Source organism: Mycobacterium sp. E1214 (genome assembly GCF_001666755.1).
Taxonomy (GTDB): Bacteria; Actinomycetota; Actinomycetes; order Mycobacteriales; family Mycobacteriaceae; genus Mycobacterium.
In genome coordinates this window covers 1-15,368 of the sequence record NZ_LZJC01000100.1, presented here as the reverse complement: position 1 = coordinate 15,368, position 15,368 = coordinate 1, and the positions used below count along the sequence as shown (strand labels likewise).

16 protein-coding genes and 2 pseudogenes are annotated in these 15,368 nt (G+C 70.3%); 8 read left to right on the top strand and 10 right to left on the bottom strand.

All coding sequences use genetic code 11. The annotated features are described in order from the left end of the window. Window positions 1-27 precede the first annotated feature (27 nt). Entirely contained in the window at window positions 28-225 is a 198-nt protein-coding gene (locus A5700_RS14805; protein WP_231973860.1) for a hypothetical protein, read from the top strand. Here A5700_RS14805 and A5700_RS14800 read toward each other — a convergent pair. Beyond that, window positions 200-1,555: an aspartate aminotransferase family protein gene (locus tag A5700_RS14800; protein WP_068072108.1), complete on the bottom strand. Its 1,356-nt coding sequence runs from the start codon at window positions 1,553-1,555 to the stop codon at window positions 200-202. The two genes, A5700_RS14805 and A5700_RS14800, sit on opposite strands and share 26 nt — an antisense overlap. A 49-nt stretch (window positions 1,556-1,604) precedes the next feature. After that, complete coding sequence (locus tag A5700_RS14795) at window positions 1,605-2,438, bottom strand: mycofactocin-coupled SDR family oxidoreductase (RefSeq protein WP_068072107.1); 834 nt, start codon at window positions 2,436-2,438, stop codon at window positions 1,605-1,607. A 201-nt stretch (window positions 2,439-2,639) separates the two neighbouring features. Between A5700_RS14795 and A5700_RS14790 the strand changes: the two genes are divergently transcribed. Continuing rightward, window positions 2,640-3,542 carry a sigma-70 family RNA polymerase sigma factor gene (locus A5700_RS14790; protein ID WP_068072105.1) on the top strand — a complete coding sequence of 301 codons (903 nt, stop codon included), beginning with the start codon at window positions 2,640-2,642 and terminating at the stop codon, window positions 3,540-3,542. Here A5700_RS14790 and A5700_RS14785 read toward each other — a convergent pair. The 5 genes and pseudogenes from A5700_RS14785 to sdhC form a co-directional block, all read right to left on the bottom strand. Continuing rightward, window positions 3,528-4,154: pseudogene (locus A5700_RS14785) on the bottom strand (carboxymuconolactone decarboxylase family protein); the annotation flags it as partial. The gene A5700_RS14790 and the pseudogene A5700_RS14785 sit on opposite strands and share 15 nt — an antisense overlap. Window positions 4,155-4,196: 42 nt before the next feature. Beyond that, entirely contained in the window at window positions 4,197-4,997 is an 801-nt protein-coding gene (locus A5700_RS14780; protein ID WP_068072098.1) for a succinate dehydrogenase iron-sulfur subunit, read from the bottom strand. Further along, window positions 4,997-6,751 carry a succinate dehydrogenase flavoprotein subunit gene (gene sdhA / locus A5700_RS14775; RefSeq protein WP_068072096.1) on the bottom strand — a complete coding sequence of 585 codons (1,755 nt, stop codon included), beginning with the start codon at window positions 6,749-6,751 and terminating at the stop codon, window positions 4,997-4,999. Before sdhA ends, A5700_RS14780 begins: the two co-directional genes overlap by 1 nt. A gap of 4 nt (window positions 6,752-6,755) precedes the next feature. Then, a complete protein-coding gene (locus A5700_RS14770; protein ID WP_068072094.1) occupies window positions 6,756-7,226 on the bottom strand; it encodes a succinate dehydrogenase hydrophobic membrane anchor subunit in 471 nt (156 codons plus the stop codon). Then, a complete protein-coding gene (sdhC, locus tag A5700_RS14765) occupies window positions 7,223-7,561 on the bottom strand; it encodes a succinate dehydrogenase, cytochrome b556 subunit (protein ID WP_068072090.1) in 339 nt (112 codons plus the stop codon). Before sdhC ends, A5700_RS14770 begins: the two co-directional genes overlap by 4 nt. A gap of 261 nt (window positions 7,562-7,822) precedes the next feature. Between sdhC and A5700_RS14760 the strand changes: the two genes are divergently transcribed. Genes A5700_RS14760 through A5700_RS14745 form a run of 4 tightly spaced genes read left to right on the top strand, consistent with a single transcriptional unit; the run spans window position 7,823 to window position 11,737 of the window. Next, complete coding sequence (locus A5700_RS14760; protein ID WP_068072089.1) at window positions 7,823-8,224, top strand: cytidine deaminase; 402 nt, start codon at window positions 7,823-7,825, stop codon at window positions 8,222-8,224. Further along, window positions 8,221-9,336: a S9 family peptidase gene (locus A5700_RS14755; protein ID WP_231973859.1), complete on the top strand. Its 1,116-nt coding sequence runs from the start codon at window positions 8,221-8,223 to the stop codon at window positions 9,334-9,336. The genes A5700_RS14760 and A5700_RS14755 overlap by 4 nt, the downstream gene beginning before the upstream one ends. A 17-nt stretch (window positions 9,337-9,353) precedes the next feature. After that, a complete protein-coding gene (locus A5700_RS14750; protein ID WP_068204821.1) occupies window positions 9,354-10,640 on the top strand; it encodes a thymidine phosphorylase in 1,287 nt (428 codons plus the stop codon). Then, a complete protein-coding gene (locus A5700_RS14745) occupies window positions 10,637-11,737 on the top strand; it encodes an adenosine deaminase (protein WP_068072087.1) in 1,101 nt (366 codons plus the stop codon). Before A5700_RS14750 ends, A5700_RS14745 begins: the two co-directional genes overlap by 4 nt. A 45-nt stretch (window positions 11,738-11,782) precedes the next feature. Here the strand turns inward: A5700_RS14745 and A5700_RS14740 are convergent, their stop codons facing one another. Continuing rightward, window positions 11,783-12,067 (bottom strand): GlsB/YeaQ/YmgE family stress response membrane protein, encoded by a 285-nt coding sequence (locus tag A5700_RS14740; RefSeq protein WP_068072085.1) that lies wholly within the window; start codon window positions 12,065-12,067, stop codon window positions 11,783-11,785. 83 nt (window positions 12,068-12,150) lie between these two features. Beyond that, the gene (locus tag A5700_RS14735; protein WP_068072084.1) at window positions 12,151-12,810 is read right to left on the bottom strand and encodes a GntR family transcriptional regulator; all 660 of its coding nucleotides are present in this window, start codon (window positions 12,808-12,810) and stop codon (window positions 12,151-12,153) included. Window positions 12,811-12,973: 163 nt separating this feature from the next. Here A5700_RS14735 and A5700_RS14730 point away from each other — a divergent pair, with 163 nt between their 5' ends. Continuing rightward, window positions 12,974-13,993, top strand: a complete 1,020-nt coding sequence (locus A5700_RS14730) for a cupin (protein ID WP_068072130.1) — start codon at window positions 12,974-12,976, stop codon at window positions 13,991-13,993. Between the two features lie 54 nt (window positions 13,994-14,047). After that, window positions 14,048-15,058, top strand: a complete 1,011-nt coding sequence (locus A5700_RS14725) for a VWA domain-containing protein (RefSeq protein ID WP_068204819.1) — start codon at window positions 14,048-14,050, stop codon at window positions 15,056-15,058. Window positions 15,059-15,061: 3 nt separating this feature from the next. On the opposite strand, the pseudogene A5700_RS14720 reads toward A5700_RS14725, so the two are convergent. Further along, window positions 15,062-15,368 (bottom strand): annotated as a pseudogene (locus tag A5700_RS14720) (hypothetical protein); the annotation flags it as partial.

Below are 15,368 nucleotides of genomic sequence, written 5' to 3'. Positions count from 1 at the left end.
CTCAAGCAAGCCGAGAAGGCGACGCAGGTGCGGCGCACCGGCACCGAGCAGGTGGTGACCGAACTCGAGGCGCACCGCGAGGCCACCGGCGATTCCGAGCTGCGCTCGGCGCTGACCTGGCTGTGCAACGCGCTCACCCGCCTGACGAAAAGCTCGTCGGCGGCCCATTCCCGCGAGGTGTTGCTGGCCGCCGCCGCGGTCAGAGCCGCCGCGACTCCTCGCTGAGCACGGCCCGCAGCATCGACTCCATCGCGTCGAACTCGGCCTGCCCGCTGATCAGGGGCGGCGCCAGCTGGACGACGGAGTCACCGCGGTCGTCGGTGCGGCAGTACAGCCCGGCGTCGAACAGGGCCGGCCCGACGCGACCCAGCAGCGCGCGGCGCTCCTCGTCGCTGAACCTCTCCTTGGTCGCCTGATCCTTGACCAGCTCGATGCCGTAGAAATAGCCCTCGCCGCGCACGTCGCCCACGATCGGCAGGTCGTAGAGCTTCTCCAGGGTGGCCCGAAAGGCGGGCGCCTGGTCCCGGACGTGATCGTTGAGCCCCTCGCGTTCGAAGATGTCGAGGTTGGCCAACGCCACCGCGGCCGAAACCGGATGTCCGCCAAAGGTATACCCGTGCGGGAACGTGGTGGCGCCGTCGTTGAACGGCTCGAACAACCTGTCGGTCGCGATCATCGCACCGATCGGTGAATAGCCCGACGTCATGCCCTTGGCGCAGGTGATCATGTCGGGCACGTAGCCCAGGTTCCCGATCTCGCTGCTGCAGGCGAACATCGAGCCGATGCGGCCGAACGCGCAGATCACTTCGTCGGAGACCAACAACACGTCGTAGGCGTCGCAGATCTCCCGGACGCGGTCGAAATAGCCTGGGGGAGCCGGGATGCTGCCGCCGGCGTTCTGCACCGGCTCCAAGAACACGGCGGCGACGGTGTCGGGTCCCTCGAACTCGATCGCCTCGGCGATGCGGTCGGCGGCCCAGCGCCCGAAGGCTTTTGCGTCGACGTCGGCACCGGCCGAGAACGGCTCCGGCGCCCGGTAGGCGTTGGTGTTGGGCACCCGGAAGCCGCCGGGCGTCACCGGTTCGAACGGCGCCTTGTATCGCGGCAAGCCGGTGATCGCGAGCGCGCCCTGGGTGGTGCCGTGGTAGGCGACCGCACGCGAAATCACCTTGTGCTTACCGGGTTTGCCGGTCAGCTTGAAGTATTGCTTGGCCAGCTTCCACGCCGTTTCCACCGCCTCGGTGCCGCCGGTGGTGAAGAACACCCGGTTCAGGTCGCCGGGCGCGTAGCGCGCGAGGCGTTCGGCGAGCGCGATCGCGGGCGGGGTGGCGTAGCCCCACACGGGGAAGAACGCGAGCGTGCCGGCCTGCCGCGCGGCGACCTCGGCGAGTTCGGCGCGGCCGTGGCCGACCTGCACAGTGAACAGGCCAGAGAGCCCGTCGAGGTAGCTCTTGCCGCGGTCGTCGTAGATGGTGACGCCCTCGCCGCGGGTGATGATCGGGGGCGTGATGCCGGCGCCGTGCCGCGAGAAGTGCAGCCACAGGTTGTCGGTCATGGTGTCGGCCTCCTGTCGGTCACCGCCGCGAGCGTAACGCCCGCCCGGATCACCGCAGCAGGACCCCGGCGTCCACGGGCAGCGTCGCGCCGGTGAGGTAGCGACCGGATGTGCCGCACAGGTACAGCATGGCCTCCGTGACGTCCTCGGGGTCGACGACCGGCACGGGCAGCAGGTTGGTGAAGGCGGCCGCGAACCCCGGATGCTCCTCGATCAAGCTTTGCACCACCTCGTTCTGGATCATCGGCGTCGCCACCCCAGTCGGGTGCACGGAATTCACGCGGACGCGGTGCTCCGCCAGGATGGTCGCGTAGTAGCGCATCAGCCCGATCACCCCGTGCTTGGCCGCCGTGTAGCCGGCCAGCCCCGGGGAGCGCATCTCGTAGTTGCGCACCATGGGCTTGAAGCCGGCCGCCGAGCTGGTGATGACGATGGCGCCGCCGTCCCCGTGGGAGAGCAGGTGCGGCAAGGCCGCCTCGATCGTGAAGTAGACGCCGTTGAGCATGACGTCGACCGCGTCGCGGAACGCGTCCACCGTCGGGTGGGCCAGGCCGACGCCCGGCGCTATGCCGGCGTTGGCGATGACGAAGTCGATGCGGCCGAGCTCGGACACGGCGTTCGCCAACACCCAGCGCAGGCGGCCGAAGTCGCGGACATCCGCGCGCTCGGCGAAGATGCGCCGCCCGGTCTTCTCCACCAGGTTGACGGTCTCGTCGAGGTCTTCCTGGGAGGCCAGGGGATAGGCGACGGTCTCGATCGGCTCGCAGATGTCCAGGGCGATGATGTCCGCGCCTTCTTCCGCAAACCGCACGGCGTGCGAACGCCCCTGGCCGCGCGCGGCGCCCGTGATGAACGCGACCTTGCCGTCGAACCTCGATGCCACGATGCCCCCTTCAGCACGCGCCCCTGCGGGCACACCGACGCCAGTGTCGATGCGGGGCACGGGCACTGGCTTGCCGACGCACGCAGAAAACTTCGCATGACGCGCATGCCGCATCGCCCACGCGGCAGGGGCCGGTGGTGGTGTGATCCGAGCCCGTCGCCGGGCGTGGGTCCCGCCGGGCCGCCGGGTTAGGCTTTGCCCATGACCTCGGCGCAGCAGGTCAACGAATTCGAAGCCCTGCGATCCCATCTCATGGCGGTCGCCTACCGCCTGACCGGCAGCGTGGCCGACGCCGAGGACATCGTGCAGGACGCCTGGCTGCGCTGGGACGGGCGCAGCGCGGACGTCACCGATCCGCGGGCCTGGCTGACCACCGTGGTCAGCCGGCTCGGCCTGGACAAGCTGCGATCGGCCGCCCACCGCCGCGAAAGCTACACCGGCGCTTGGCTTCCCGAGCCCATCGTCACCGGGCTGGACGGCGCCGACCCGTTGTCGGCCGTGGTGGCCCGCGAGGACGCGCGGTTCGTCGCGATGGTGGTGCTGGAGCGACTGACCCCGGATCAGCGCGTCGCGTTCGTGTTGCACGACGGGTTCTCGATGCCGTTCGCCGAGGTCGCCGGGGTGCTGGGAGTCAACGAACCCGCCGCCCGCCAGCTGGCGTCGCGGGCCCGCAAAGCCGTCGCCGCGCAGCCGCCGCCCGCCCGCGATGCGAGTCACGACGAGGTGGTGGGCCGGCTGCTGGCCGCGATGGCCGCGGGCGACGTGGACGCCGTGGTGGCGCTGCTGCATCCGGACGTCACCCTGACCGGGGACGCGAACGGCAAGGCGCCCACCGCGATCAACGTCATCCGCGGGGCGGACAAGGTGGTGCGGTTCCTGTTCGGCCTCGCCCGACGGTACGGACCGGCCGTGTTCGCGTCCTACCAGCTGGGGCTGGTCAATGGGGAACTGGGCGGCTACACCGCGGGCATGGCCGCCGCCGACGGGCACCGCGAACTGATGCCGCGGATCATGGCCCTGACGGTGCGCGACGGAAAGGTCAGCGCCCTGTGGGACGTCGCCAATCCGGACAAGTTCACCGGGTCTCCGCTACGGCCCCGCTAGCTCGCTTGCCCACGGGACGCGGCACGCGTCCCCGGAACTGAAGCCCTGCTCGGTGATGCCCAACGCGGTGTTCATCCGCGCCCGCATGTTCTCCACCCCGATCTGATAGGTCAGCTCGAACACCCCGGCGTCCCCGAACCGGGCCCGCAGGTCGGCGACCTGCTCGTCGGTGACGGTGTGCGGGTCGGTGGTCATCGCGTCGGCGTAGGCGATGGCCGCGCGTTCGTCGTCGGTGAACGCCGGTGAACCGGCGTAGTCGTCGATCTCCTTGAGCCGCTTGATGTCCAGGCCGTCGAGGCGCTGCAGCATGGCACCGAAGTCGACGCACCACGAACAGCCGATCGCGCGGGCCGTCCAGTAGACAGCGAGCTCACGCACCCCGGCGGGCAGCGCGGTGCAAGCCCGGTCCAGCATCGTCTCGTGCACCACCCCGGCGATCAGCAGTCCGCGATGGTGCGCGGCGACGGTGAAGGGTTCGGGAACCTGGCCGTAGCGGCGTTTGGCGATCCGGTACAGGGCCCGGGTGAGCAACGGCGCGCGGTGGGGTGGCAGGGGCGCAAGGCGGGTTTTCTGGGTCATGCGCTCTAGACGAGCCGGACCGCGCAAACGTGACGGCCGCTTCGACGGAGCTGGCGGGGCCCGGTCATCCCCTGCTTAGCGCGAGAACAGCGTGGCCCGCTTGACCTCTTGGATCGCCTTGGTGATCTGGATGCCGCGCGGGCAGGCGTCGGTGCAGTTGAACGTGGTGCGGCAGCGCCACACGCCGTCGACCTCGTTGAGGATGTCGAGGCGCTCGGCGGCGGCCTCGTCGCGGCTGTCGAAGATGAAGCGGTGCGCGTTGACGATCGCCGCCGGGCCGTAGTAGCTGCCCTCGTGCCAGAAGATCGGGCAGCTGGTGGTGCAGGCCGCGCACAGGATGCACTTGGTGGTGTCGTCGTAGCGGGCGCGGTCGGTGGGGCTTTGAATGCGTTCGCGCGTCGGGGGATTGCCGGAGGTGATCAGGTAAGGCTTGACCGCCCGGTAGGCGTCGAAGAACGGTTCCATGTCGACGACGAGGTCCTTCTCCACGGGCAGCCCGCGGATGGGCTCGACCGTGATGGTCAGCGACTTCCCCGCCTTCTTGGGCAGCAGGTCGCGCATCAGCACCTTGCACGCCAGCCGGTTGACGCCGTTGATGCGCATGGCGTCCGACCCGCAGACGCCGTGCGCGCAGGACCGCCGGAAGGTCAGCGTCCCGTCCAGGTAGCTCTTGATGTAGATCAGCAGATTGAGCATCCGGTCGCTGGGCAGGCACGGCACCCGAAAGCTTTGCCAGCCACCGGTTTCCGCGTACGCGTCGGGCTGGTCCGGGTTGAATCGGGCGATCTTGACGGTCACCAACACCGCCTCGTCTGGAATCGGCGGCAAGGGCGGTTCGATGGTTTCGACCTGGGGTTCGGCAGACTCGACGCTCATCAGTATTTCCGTTCCTTGGGTTCGTAGCGGGTCTGCACCACGGGCTTGAAGTCCAGCGCGATGTCGCTCAGCAGGTCGGTGCCCTGCTTGTAGGCCATGGTGTGCCGCATGTAGTTGACGTCGTCGCGGTTCGGGTAGTCCTCGCGGGCGTGGCCACCGCGGGACTCCTTGCGGTTCAGGGCGCCGACGACGGTGACCTCGGCCAACTCCAGCAGGAAGCCCAGCTCGATGGCCTCCAGCAGGTCGCTGTTGTACCGCTTTCCCTTGTCGTGCACGGAGATTCGAGAGTAGCGCTCCTTGAGGGCGTGGATGTCGGTGAGCGCCTGCTTCAGCGTCTCCTCGGTACGGAACACCGCCGCGTTGTTGTCCATCGACTGCTGCAGGGCGCCGCGGATGTCGGCGACGCGCTCGTTGCCGTGCTCGGAGAGGATGTCGGCCACCCAGCCCACCACCATCGCGGCGGGGTCGGGGGGCATGTCGACGAAGTCGTGCCCGTCGGCGTAGTCCGCCGCGGCGATGCCGGCGCGGCGGCCGAACACGTTGATGTCCAGCAGCGAGTTGGTGCCCAGCCGGTTGGCACCGTGCACCGACACGCACGCGCACTCGCCGGCCGCGTACAGGCCGGGCACCGTGGAGGTGTTGTCCCGCAACACCTGGCCGGTCACGGTGGTGGGGATGCCGCCCATCACGTAGTGGCACGTCGGGTACACCGGCACCAGCTCCTTGACGGGGTCCACGCCCAGGTAGGTGCGGGCGAACTCGGTGATGTCGGGCAGCTTGGCCTCCAGCACGTCCTCGCCCAGGTGCCGGACGTCGATGTAGACGTAGTCCTTGTGCGGCCCCGCGCCGCGGCCCTCCAGCACCTCCAAAACCATTGAGCGGGCGACGATGTCGCGCGGCGCCAGGTCGACGATCGTCGGGGCGTAGCGCTCCATGAAGCGCTCGCCCTCGCCGTTGAGCAACCGGCCGCCCTCGCCGCGCACCGCCTCGGAGATCAGGATGCCCAGCCCGGCCAGGCCGGTGGGGTGGAACTGGTGAAATTCCATGTCCTCCAAGGGGAGTCCCTTGCGGAAGACGATGCCGATGCCGTCACCGGTAAGGGTGTGGGCGTTGGAGGTGGTCTTGTACATCCGGCCCGACCCGCCGGTCGCCAGCACCACGGCCTTGGCGTGGAAGACGTGGATGGCCCCGGTGGCCAGCTCATAGGCGACCACGCCGGTGGCCACCGGGCCGCTGGGGGTCTGGGTGAGCACCAGGTCAAGCGCGTAGAACTCGTTGAAGAACTGCACGTCGTGCTTGACGCAGTTCTGGTACAGCGTCTGCAGGATCATGTGGCCGGTGCGGTCGGCGGCGTAGCAGGCCCGGCGCACCGGGGCCTTGCCGTGGTCGCGGGTGTGGCCGCCGAAGCGGCGCTGGTCGATGCGGCCCTCCGGGGTGCGGTTGAACGGCATCCCCATCTTCTCCAGGTCGAGCACCGCGTCGATGGCTTCCTTACACATGATCTCGACCGCGTCCTGGTCGGCCAGGTAGTCGCCGCCCTTCACCGTGTCGAAGGTGTGCCATTCCCAGTTGTCTTCTTCGACGTTGGCCAGCGCCGCACACATGCCGCCCTGCGCGGCGCCGGTGTGGCTGCGGGTGGGGTAGAGCTTGGTCAGCACCGCGGTGCGGGCCCGCGGGCCCGCCTCCACCGCGGCCCGCATGCCCGCGCCGCCCGCGCCGACGATCACCACGTCGTACCGGTGTTGCTGGATCATCGGGTCACCCTCCGATATTCGGGTCGAACGTCAACAGCACGTAGGTGCCCAGCACCAGGGTGAACCCCATCGACAGCAGCAGCAGGCTGTTCAGCCAGAACCGGGTGCTGTCCTTGCGGCTGTAGTCGTCGATGATCGTGCGCAGGCCGTTGCCGCCGTGCAGCTGGGCCAGCCACAGCAGCGCCAGGTCCCAGAATTGCCAGAACGGCGACGCCCACCGCTGCGCCACGTAGTTGAAGTCGATGCGGTACACCCCGCGGTCCCACATCAGCATGATGAACAGGTGGCCCAGCGCCAGGAAGAGCAGCGCTATCCCGGAGAACCGCATGAACAGCCACGCGAATTTCTCGAAGTTGGGGATGCCGGCGCGGCGGCGCGGCGAGCGGGGGTTGTCCAGGCTGGCGGGCCGGTCGTGGCTGCGCTGGCGGACCGGGGCGATCTCGCCGCGGCCGAGCTGAAGGTCGGGGCTGCTCATCGGAAGTGGTCCATCATGTGGATGACGGTCACCACGCCGGCGGGCACCATCAGCAGCAGGAACACGACGCCGACGAGCCAGAACATCAGCCGCTGGTAGCGCGGGCCCTCCGACCAGAAGTCGATGAGGATGACCCGGATGCCGTTCAGGCCGTGGAAGAGCACCGCGGCGACCAGCCCGTACTCCATGAGGCCGACCACCGGCGTCTGGTAGTCGTGGATCACCGCGTTGTAGGTCTGCGGGCTCACCCGCAGCATCGCCGCGTCCAGCACGTGGACGAACAGGAAGAAGAAGATCGTCGCGCCGCTGATGCGGTGCAGCACCCACGACCACATACCGGGATCGCCCCGGTACAGGGTTCGTGGCGGCCGCCGCTTGCGCGTGTTGGACGTCTGTGCCGCCGACTCGGAAGTTGCCGGTTCCGCGGCGCTCGCTTGCGTGGTCACCCCAGTCCTCACCGCCTTCATGGACATTTGGCCGGGCAGTTGAGCTTATCTCGATCAGGGCCCTGTTTGCGCCGGGCGGGCCGTCCTGCGAAGTGCCGGTTCGGGCTAGGGTGACTGTGCACTGTGGCCATCGTCGAGCGGGGTTGCGCTATGCCGGAGATCGACTGGGAAACGTTGCGGCACAAGGCCATACACGCTTCTAAGGGTGCCTACGCGCCCTACTCCGAGTTCCCCGTCGGGGCCGCCGCGCTGGTCGACGACGGCCGCGTGGTGACGGGCTGCAATGTGGAGAACATCTCATATGGTCTTGGTCTCTGTGCCGAGTGCGGGGTGGTGAGCGCCCTGCACGCCTCCGGCGGCGGCCGGCTGACCGCGCTGGCCTGCGTCGACGGCCGCGGGGCGGCCCTGATGCCGTGCGGGCGGTGCCGCCAGCTGCTCCTCGAGCACGGCGGTCCCGGCCTGCTCATCGACCACCCGGCGGGGCCGCGCCGCCTCGACGAGCTGCTGCCCGAGGCGTTCGGGCCCGCCGACGTGGAGCGGGGACGCCGATGAGCGCCGGCCGGGGCTGGACCGGATTGCTGGCCGGGGTCCTGGTCGCGGCCGGGTTCGGCGCGGCGGGCTGCGCGGCGAAGGCGCCGACCGCGAGGCCCCCGTCGCCGGCCACGTCGCCGTCCACGTCGCCGGGGCAGGCGGGCTGGGTGGACGACGCTGTCTCCTTCTCGGCGGCGGACATGACGGTCTACGGCACCTTTCGGCACCCCGCGGGGCCGGGGGCCGTGCCGGCGGCGCTGTTGATCGCCGGCAGCGGGCCGACCGACCGCAACGGTGACTCGGCGCTGCTGCCGGGGCACGCGGACACGCTGCGCAACCTCGCGCAGGCCCTGGCCGCCGACGGCGTCGCCACCCTGCGGTACGACAAGCTCGGCACCGGCCAGACCGGCTTGGGCCCCTACGCGGCGAACCCGGCGCAGGTCGACATCAGCGCGTTCCAGGGCGAGGCGACCGCGGCGCTGCAATTCCTGGCCGGGCAGGCCGGCATCGACCGCACCCGCCTGCTGGTGATCGGGCACAGCGAGGGCGCCCTGTACGCGCTGACGCTGGCGACCGCCGCGCCCGGGGTCGTCCCGCCGGTGCGGGCCGTCGGCCTGCTGGAGCCGGCGAGCCGCCGCATTCTCGACGAGGTGTCCGAGCAGGCCCACGCCCAGGCCGAGGCGGGTGTACGGGCCGGTCGGCTCACCCCCGCGCAGGCCGCCGAGAGCACCGCGGCGATCGACAAGGCGATCGGAGAGTTCCGCGACACCGGCCAGGTCCCACGGGACGAGCCGCCGGGGCTGCGACCGATCATCAACGCCGCCAACGCGCGGGCTCTGGCCGAGGAAGACGCCCTGGACCCGGCGGCGTTGGCCGCCAAGGTGCCCCGCGGCACGCCGGTGTTTCTCACCTGCAGCGACGCCGACCGCCAGATCCCGTGTTCGGACGTCGACCTCGTGCTGGCCGGGCTGTCCGGCGCGGGGGCCAAGGTCGACTACGTCCACCTCACCGGCGTCGATCACGTCCTCAAGCAGGACCCCGGCGGAACCGACTACGGCAATCCGCTGCCGTTCTCCGCCCAACTGGTCGGCGCGCTCGCGTCGTTCGTCCGCGACAACGTGACGACACCCTGAGCACCCAGGTGAACCCCGTGACCGAGCCGGCATTCGACGCGCCCACCGTGATCAGGACCAAACGCGACGGCGGCCGGTTGTCCGACGCCGCGATCGACTGGGTGATCGACGCGTACACCCACGGGCGGGTGGCCGAGGAACAGATGGCCGCGCTGCTGATGGCGATCGTGTGGCGCGGCCTGGACGCGGCCGAGACCGCCCGCTGGACGGCCGCGATGCTGGCCTCGGGGGAGCGGCTGGACTTCACCGGCCTGGGGTTGCCGACCGTGGACAAACACTCCACCGGCGGGGTGGGCGACAAGATCACGTTGCCGCTGGTGCCCGTCGTCGCCGCCTGCGGGGCGGCGGTGCCCCAAGCCTCCGGCCGGGGCCTCGGGCACACCGGCGGCACGCTGGACAAGCTGGACTCCATCGCCGGGTTCGGCGCGGCGTTGTCCAGCGGGCGGGTGCGGGCGCAGCTGCGCGACGTCGGCGCCGCGATCTTCGCCGCGGGCGACCTGGCCCCCGCTGACGCGAAGCTGTACGCCCTGCGTGACATCACGGCCACCGTCGAGGCCTTGCCGCTGATCGCCAGCTCGGTGATGAGCAAGAAGCTTGCCGAGGGCGCCGGCGCGCTGGTGCTCGACGTCAAGGTCGGCTCCGGGGCGTTCCTGGCGTCGGAAGCCCAGAGCCGCGAGCTGGCGCACACCATGGTGGGCCTGGGCGCCGCCCACGGGGTGCCCACCCGCGCGCTGCTGACGGACATGAACCGGCCGCTGGGCCGCACCGTGGGCAACGCCCTCGAGGTCGCCGAGGCGCTCGAGGCGGCAGCCGGCGGCGGGCCGCCCGACGTGGTCGAGCTGACCCTGCGGCTCGCCGAAGAGATGCTCGACCTCGCCGGGATCGACGGCCGCGACCCCGCCGACACGCTGCGCGACGGCAGCGCGATGGACCGATTCCGCCGGCTCGTCGAGGCCCAGGGTGGTGACCTGTCGGTGCCGCTGCCGCTCGGTCGGCATGCCGAGACCGTGACCGCGGACCGGGGCGGCACAATGGGCGACATCGACGCGATGGCGGTGGGTCTGGCGGCCTGGCGGCTCGGCGCGGGACGCACCCGCCCGGGTGACCGGGTGCAGGCCGGTGCCGGCGTCAGGATGCACCGCCGCCCGGGTGACCCGGTCGCCGCCGGCGAGCCGCTGTTCACCCTCTACACCGACACCCCGGAGCGTTTCGGTGCCGCGCTGGCGGAGCTCTCCGGTGGCTGGACCGTTGCTGCCGCGCCGCCGGTGGCGCGGCCGCTGATCATCGATCGGATCACCACGTGACGACGCAGCTGGACCTCGCACAGATTGCCAAGGCGCCCAAGGCGTTACTGCACGACCACCTCGACGGCGGGTTGCGCCCGTCGACGGTGGTCGACATCGCCGGCCAGACCGGCTACGACGGGCTGCCCACCAACGACGTGGACGAGCTGGCGACCTGGTTTCGCACCCGGTCGCACAGCGGCTCGCTGGAGCGCTACCTGGAGCCGTTCTCGCACACCGTGGCGGTGATGCAGACGCCCGAGGCGCTGCACCGCGTCGCCTTCGAATGCGTGGAAGACTTGGCCGGCGATTCGGTGGTCTACGCGGAGGTGCGCTTCGCGCCCGAGTTGCACATCGACCGCGGCCTGTCCTTCGACGAGATCGTCGAGGCGGTGCTCGCGGGGTTCGCCGACGGGGAGCGGGCCTGCGCGGCCGCGGGCCGCCCGATCGTGGTTCGCCTGCTGGTGACCGCGATGCGGCACGCCGCGGTGTCGCGCGAGATCGCCGAGCTGGCGATCCGGTTCCGGGACAAGGGCGTGGTGGGGTTCGACATCGCCGGCGCCGAGGCGGGCAACCCGCCCACCCGGCACCTGGACGCGTTTGAATACATGCGAGACCACAACGCGCGCTTCACGATTCATGCCGGTGAGGCTTTCGGGCTGCCTTCTATCCACGAGGCGATCGCGTTCTGTGGCGCCGACCGGCTGGGGCACGGGGTGCGCATCGTCGACGACATCGAGGTGCTCGACGGGGGCGGCGGGGCCGGGCAGATCCGGCTGGGCCGGCTCGCGGCGATCCTGCGGGACAAGCGGATTCCGCTGGAATTGTGCCCGAGTTCGAATGTGCAGACCGGCGCGGTCAACAGCATCGCGGAGCACCCGTTCGACCTGCTGGCCCGCGCCCGGTTCCGGGTGACGGTCAACACCGACAACCGGTTGATGAGCGACACCACCATGAGCCGCGAAATGCACCGGCTGGTACAGGCTTTCGGCTACGGGTGGAGCGATCTGGAGCGGTTCACCATCAATGCGATGAAGTCCGCGTTCATTCCGTTCGACGAGCGGCTGGCGATCATCGATGAGGTGATCAAGCCGCGGTACGCAGTACTGATCGGCTGACGCCGCCCACCCGTAACAGGGTGGGCGGCGCCGCTTTCGGGCAGGTTAGCGGGGCAACCGGGTGCCGGTGCGGCGACCCGTCACCGCCTCGTAGACGGCGATGAGGACGGCGGCCACCGCGACTCCGATGAAGAACGGAATCCAGGCGATGCCACCGTTGGCGTTCTGGTAACCGAAGTGGGCGGCCAGCCAGGAGCCCACCAAACCGCCGATCGCCCCGAGGACGACTGTCATCACCATGCCGACGTTCTGGCGGCCAGGCATCACGAGGCGGGCGACCACACCGATGATCGCGCCAACCACAACGGCGAGGATTACGGATCCGATCATTTTGCGACTCCTGTTGTAGCGGCTCCCGGAGTGGGCGCCATCTGAGGAGGGGATTTCCCGAATCCGGCGACTTGTAACATTTTTCAGTCGACGGCGAGCCCGATGGCCCGCACCGTGCTCGCCAGGTGCGTCCGCACGGCGCGCGCGGCCCGCTCGCCGTCCGCGTCGCGCACCGCCTCCGCGATCTCGCGGTGCTCGTCGAGGATCGTCGTCACCCGCCGCGGGTCGCGCAGCGCCGATTCCCCGATCATCCGCATCTGCCGATCCCGCAGGGACGCATAGAAATCCGACAGGATGGCGTTCGCCGACTCCTGCAGGGTGATCGCGTGGAAGGCGCGGTCGGAGTCCAGGAACTGCGGCCAGTCGGCGGCCGCCGCGGCGTCGCGCTGCCGGTCCAGTTCGCCCGCGAGCCGCTCGAACACCGCCGCGCACGCGGCCGGGCCGCGGCCCACCACCTTGGCGGCGGCGAACTGCTCCAGCACCAGCCGCGCCTCGATCACCGAGCGCACCTCGTCGGGGGAGACGGGCACCACCAGCGCGCCGCGTTGCGGGTAGAGCCGCAGCAGGCCCTCGGCCTCCAGCCGCAGGAACGCCTCGCGCACGGGCGTGCGGGACATGCCGAGCGCCGCGGCCACATCGCCCTCGCTGATCAGCTCCCCGCCGGGGAACGTGCCGGTGAGCACCTGCGCCTTGACGTACGCGAGCGCGCGGTCCTTGGCCGTGCCCGGCCCGTCCGTTGCCACAAGTCGTCCCCTGGTAGCTCAGTCGTATCTCAACCGTGGCTGACCGTACACCGCGGCGGCGTAATTTGGGCCGACGCGAACCCGGTTGACGCTGAGATACAAGTTGGATACGATAAAAACACAAGATGCCCGAGCCGGAAAGTGAGGCGGCCCCATGACCACCATGCAGCAGTCACTGATCCCGAACCTGGACCCGACGATCCCCGCGCCCGCGGTGAACGTGGCGGAGTACGGTTTCGAGGGCCGCTTCGAGGAGTGGGCCGACGACGCCCAGTATTTCGAGTACTCCAAGGCGGCCAACCCGATCGGCTCGGGGCACACCCCGCAGGTGCCGGTCACCAAGTTCGGCCCGGAGCTCTACCGCGACCAGCCGACCGGTGTCATCCCCCTGGATCTGTCCGCCGACCTCGGCATCACCACCGGCGCGGCGACCAGCCCGGCGCTGCTGGCCAACTTCGTGCGGATCCGTGCCGGCGAGCAGGTCCACACCAGCCCGAACGCCACGTCGCAGCTCTACTACGTGCTGCACGGCCGCGGCTTCGCGGCGGTGAACGGGCGGCTGGTCGGCTGGGAGAAGGGTGACTTCCTGACCCTGCCCGCCGGCAGCGAGTCGGTGTTCTACGGCGCCGCCGACGCGACCATGTACTGGGTGCACGACGAGCCGCTGATGCGCTACCTCGGCACCCGCGCCGACGAGCCGCGGTTCCGCGCCACCAAGTTCCGCCGGTCCGACGCGGTGGCCAAGCTCGAGGAGATCGCCGCGCGGCCCGGCGCCAACGAGAAGAGCCGCGTCAGCGTCCTGCTGGCCAACGCCGACCAGGAGCAGACCCTGACCATCACCCACGTGCTGTGGGCGATGTTCGGCGTGCTGCCGCCCAACCAGGTCCAACGCCCGCACCGGCACCAGTCCGTCGCGCTCGACCTCATCCTGGACGCGCCGTCGACCGGCTGCTACTCCCTGCTGGGCACCCGGCTGGACGAGCACGGCGACATCGTCAACCCCACCCGGGTGGACTGGCAGGCCGGTTGCGCGTTCACCACCCCGCCGGGGATGTGGCACGCCCACTACAACGAGACCGACCAGCCGGCGCACCTGATCCCGATCCAGGACGCCGGGCTGCAGACCCACCTGCGCAGCCTGGACATCAAGTTCACCCAGCGCCGCGACCTCGTCGCCGGGTAACCCCGGCGGCGGGGGCGGTGCAGGGCACATCGTCGACGCCTAGTGTGGCTGGGCATGAAGGTGCCCCTGCTGGGTCCGGTGTCGCTGACCGGGTTCGCCAACCCGTGGTTCTTCCTGTTCCTGTTGGCCGTGCTGCTGGTGGTGGGGCTTTACGTCGTCCTGCAATTCGCCCGGCGCCGGCGGGTGCTGCGGTTCGCCAACATGGAGGTGCTCGAGCGGGTCGCCCCGGCCCGGCGCAGCCGGTGGCGGCACCTGCCGACCGTCCTGCTGGCCACGTCGCTGGTGCTGCTGACCACGGCCATGGCCGGGCCGACGTCCGACATTCGGATCCCGCTGAACCGGGCGGTCGTGATGCTGGTGATCGACGTGTCGGAGTCGATGGCCTCCAACGACGTGCCGCCGTCGCGGCTGGCCGCGGCGAAGGAGGCCGGCAAGCAGTTCGCCGAGCAGCTGACGCCCGCGATCAACCTCGGCCTGGTCGAGTTCGCGGCCAACGCCACGCTGTTGGTGCCCCCGACCACCAATCGGGAGGCCGTCAAGGCGGGCATCGACAGCCTGCAGGCGGCGCCCAAGACCGCGACGGGCGAGGGCCTGTTCACCGCGCTGCAGGCCATCGCGACCGTCGGCTCGGTGATGGGGGGCGGGGACGGTCCGCCGCCGGCGCGGATCGTGCTGGAATCCGACGGCGCCGAGAACGTGCCGCTGGACCCCAACGCCCCGCACGACGGGGTGTTCACCGCCGCGCGGCTGGCCAAGGACGAGGGCGTCCCGATTTCCACCATCTCCTTCGGCACCAAGGGCGGCGAAATCGAGATGGACGGGCAGCGCGTCGCCGTGCCCGTCTCGACCGACCAGATGAAGACCGTCGCCAAGCTCTCCGGCGGGCAGGCCTACACCGCGACCAACGCCGCCGAGCTCAACAAGAGCTACAACGCCATCGAGAACGAGATCGGCTACCGCACGGTGCCCGGCCCCGGCAGCGCCGGCTGGTTGCGGCTGGGGGTCGTCGCGGCGCTGATCGCGACGGTGTTGGCGTTGGTCCTCAACCGGCGCCTGCCCACCTGAGACTCAGGCGGGCAGCCGGCGGTTGAGCAGCAGCCCGGCCAGCACGGCACCGGCCATGGCGACGGTGCCCAGCAGCATCCAGGCCAGGCTGGCGTCGCCCTTCACGGACTCGTAGCCGATCTGGCGCTGCAGGGTCGTGTAGACGTTCTTCAGCGAGTCCAGGCTGTCGGCGTGAAACGACTGGCCGTCGGTGATCTCGCAGATTTTCTGCAGGGTCTGGTCGTCCACGGGCACCGGGATGGTGGCCCCCTCGTAGTCGACGGTGCCGTAGGGCGTGCCGAACGAGATCGTCGAGATCTGCACGCCCTCG

Excerpts from the sequence above, each read along its gene's own strand:
- sdhA (WP_068072096.1), bottom strand. The coding sequence starts at position 6,751 with ATGATCCAGCAACACCGGTACGACGTGGTGATCGTCGGCGCGGGCGGC.
- A5700_RS14755 (WP_231973859.1), top strand. The coding sequence starts at position 8,221 with ATGAGCGCCGGCCGGGGCTGGACCGGATTGCTGGCCGGGGTCCTGGTC.
- A5700_RS14740 (WP_068072085.1), bottom strand. The coding sequence starts at position 12,067 with ATGATCGGATCCGTAATCCTCGCCGTTGTGGTTGGCGCGATCATCGGT.
- A5700_RS14800 (WP_068072108.1), bottom strand. The coding sequence starts at position 1,555 with ATGACCGACAACCTGTGGCTGCACTTCTCGCGGCACGGCGCCGGCATC.
- A5700_RS14760 (WP_068072089.1), top strand. The coding sequence starts at position 7,823 with ATGCCGGAGATCGACTGGGAAACGTTGCGGCACAAGGCCATACACGCT.
- A5700_RS14730 (WP_068072130.1), top strand. The coding sequence starts at position 12,974 with ATGCAGCAGTCACTGATCCCGAACCTGGACCCGACGATCCCCGCGCCC.
- A5700_RS14780 (WP_068072098.1), bottom strand. The coding sequence starts at position 4,997 with ATGAGCGTCGAGTCTGCCGAACCCCAGGTCGAAACCATCGAACCGCCC.
- sdhC (WP_068072090.1), bottom strand. The coding sequence starts at position 7,561 with ATGTGGTCGTGGGTGCTGCACCGCATCAGCGGCGCGACGATCTTCTTC.
- A5700_RS14790 (WP_068072105.1), top strand. The coding sequence starts at position 2,640 with ATGACCTCGGCGCAGCAGGTCAACGAATTCGAAGCCCTGCGATCCCAT.
- A5700_RS14725 (WP_068204819.1), top strand. The coding sequence starts at position 14,048 with ATGAAGGTGCCCCTGCTGGGTCCGGTGTCGCTGACCGGGTTCGCCAAC.
- A5700_RS14770 (WP_068072094.1), bottom strand. The coding sequence starts at position 7,226 with ATGAGCAGCCCCGACCTTCAGCTCGGCCGCGGCGAGATCGCCCCGGTC.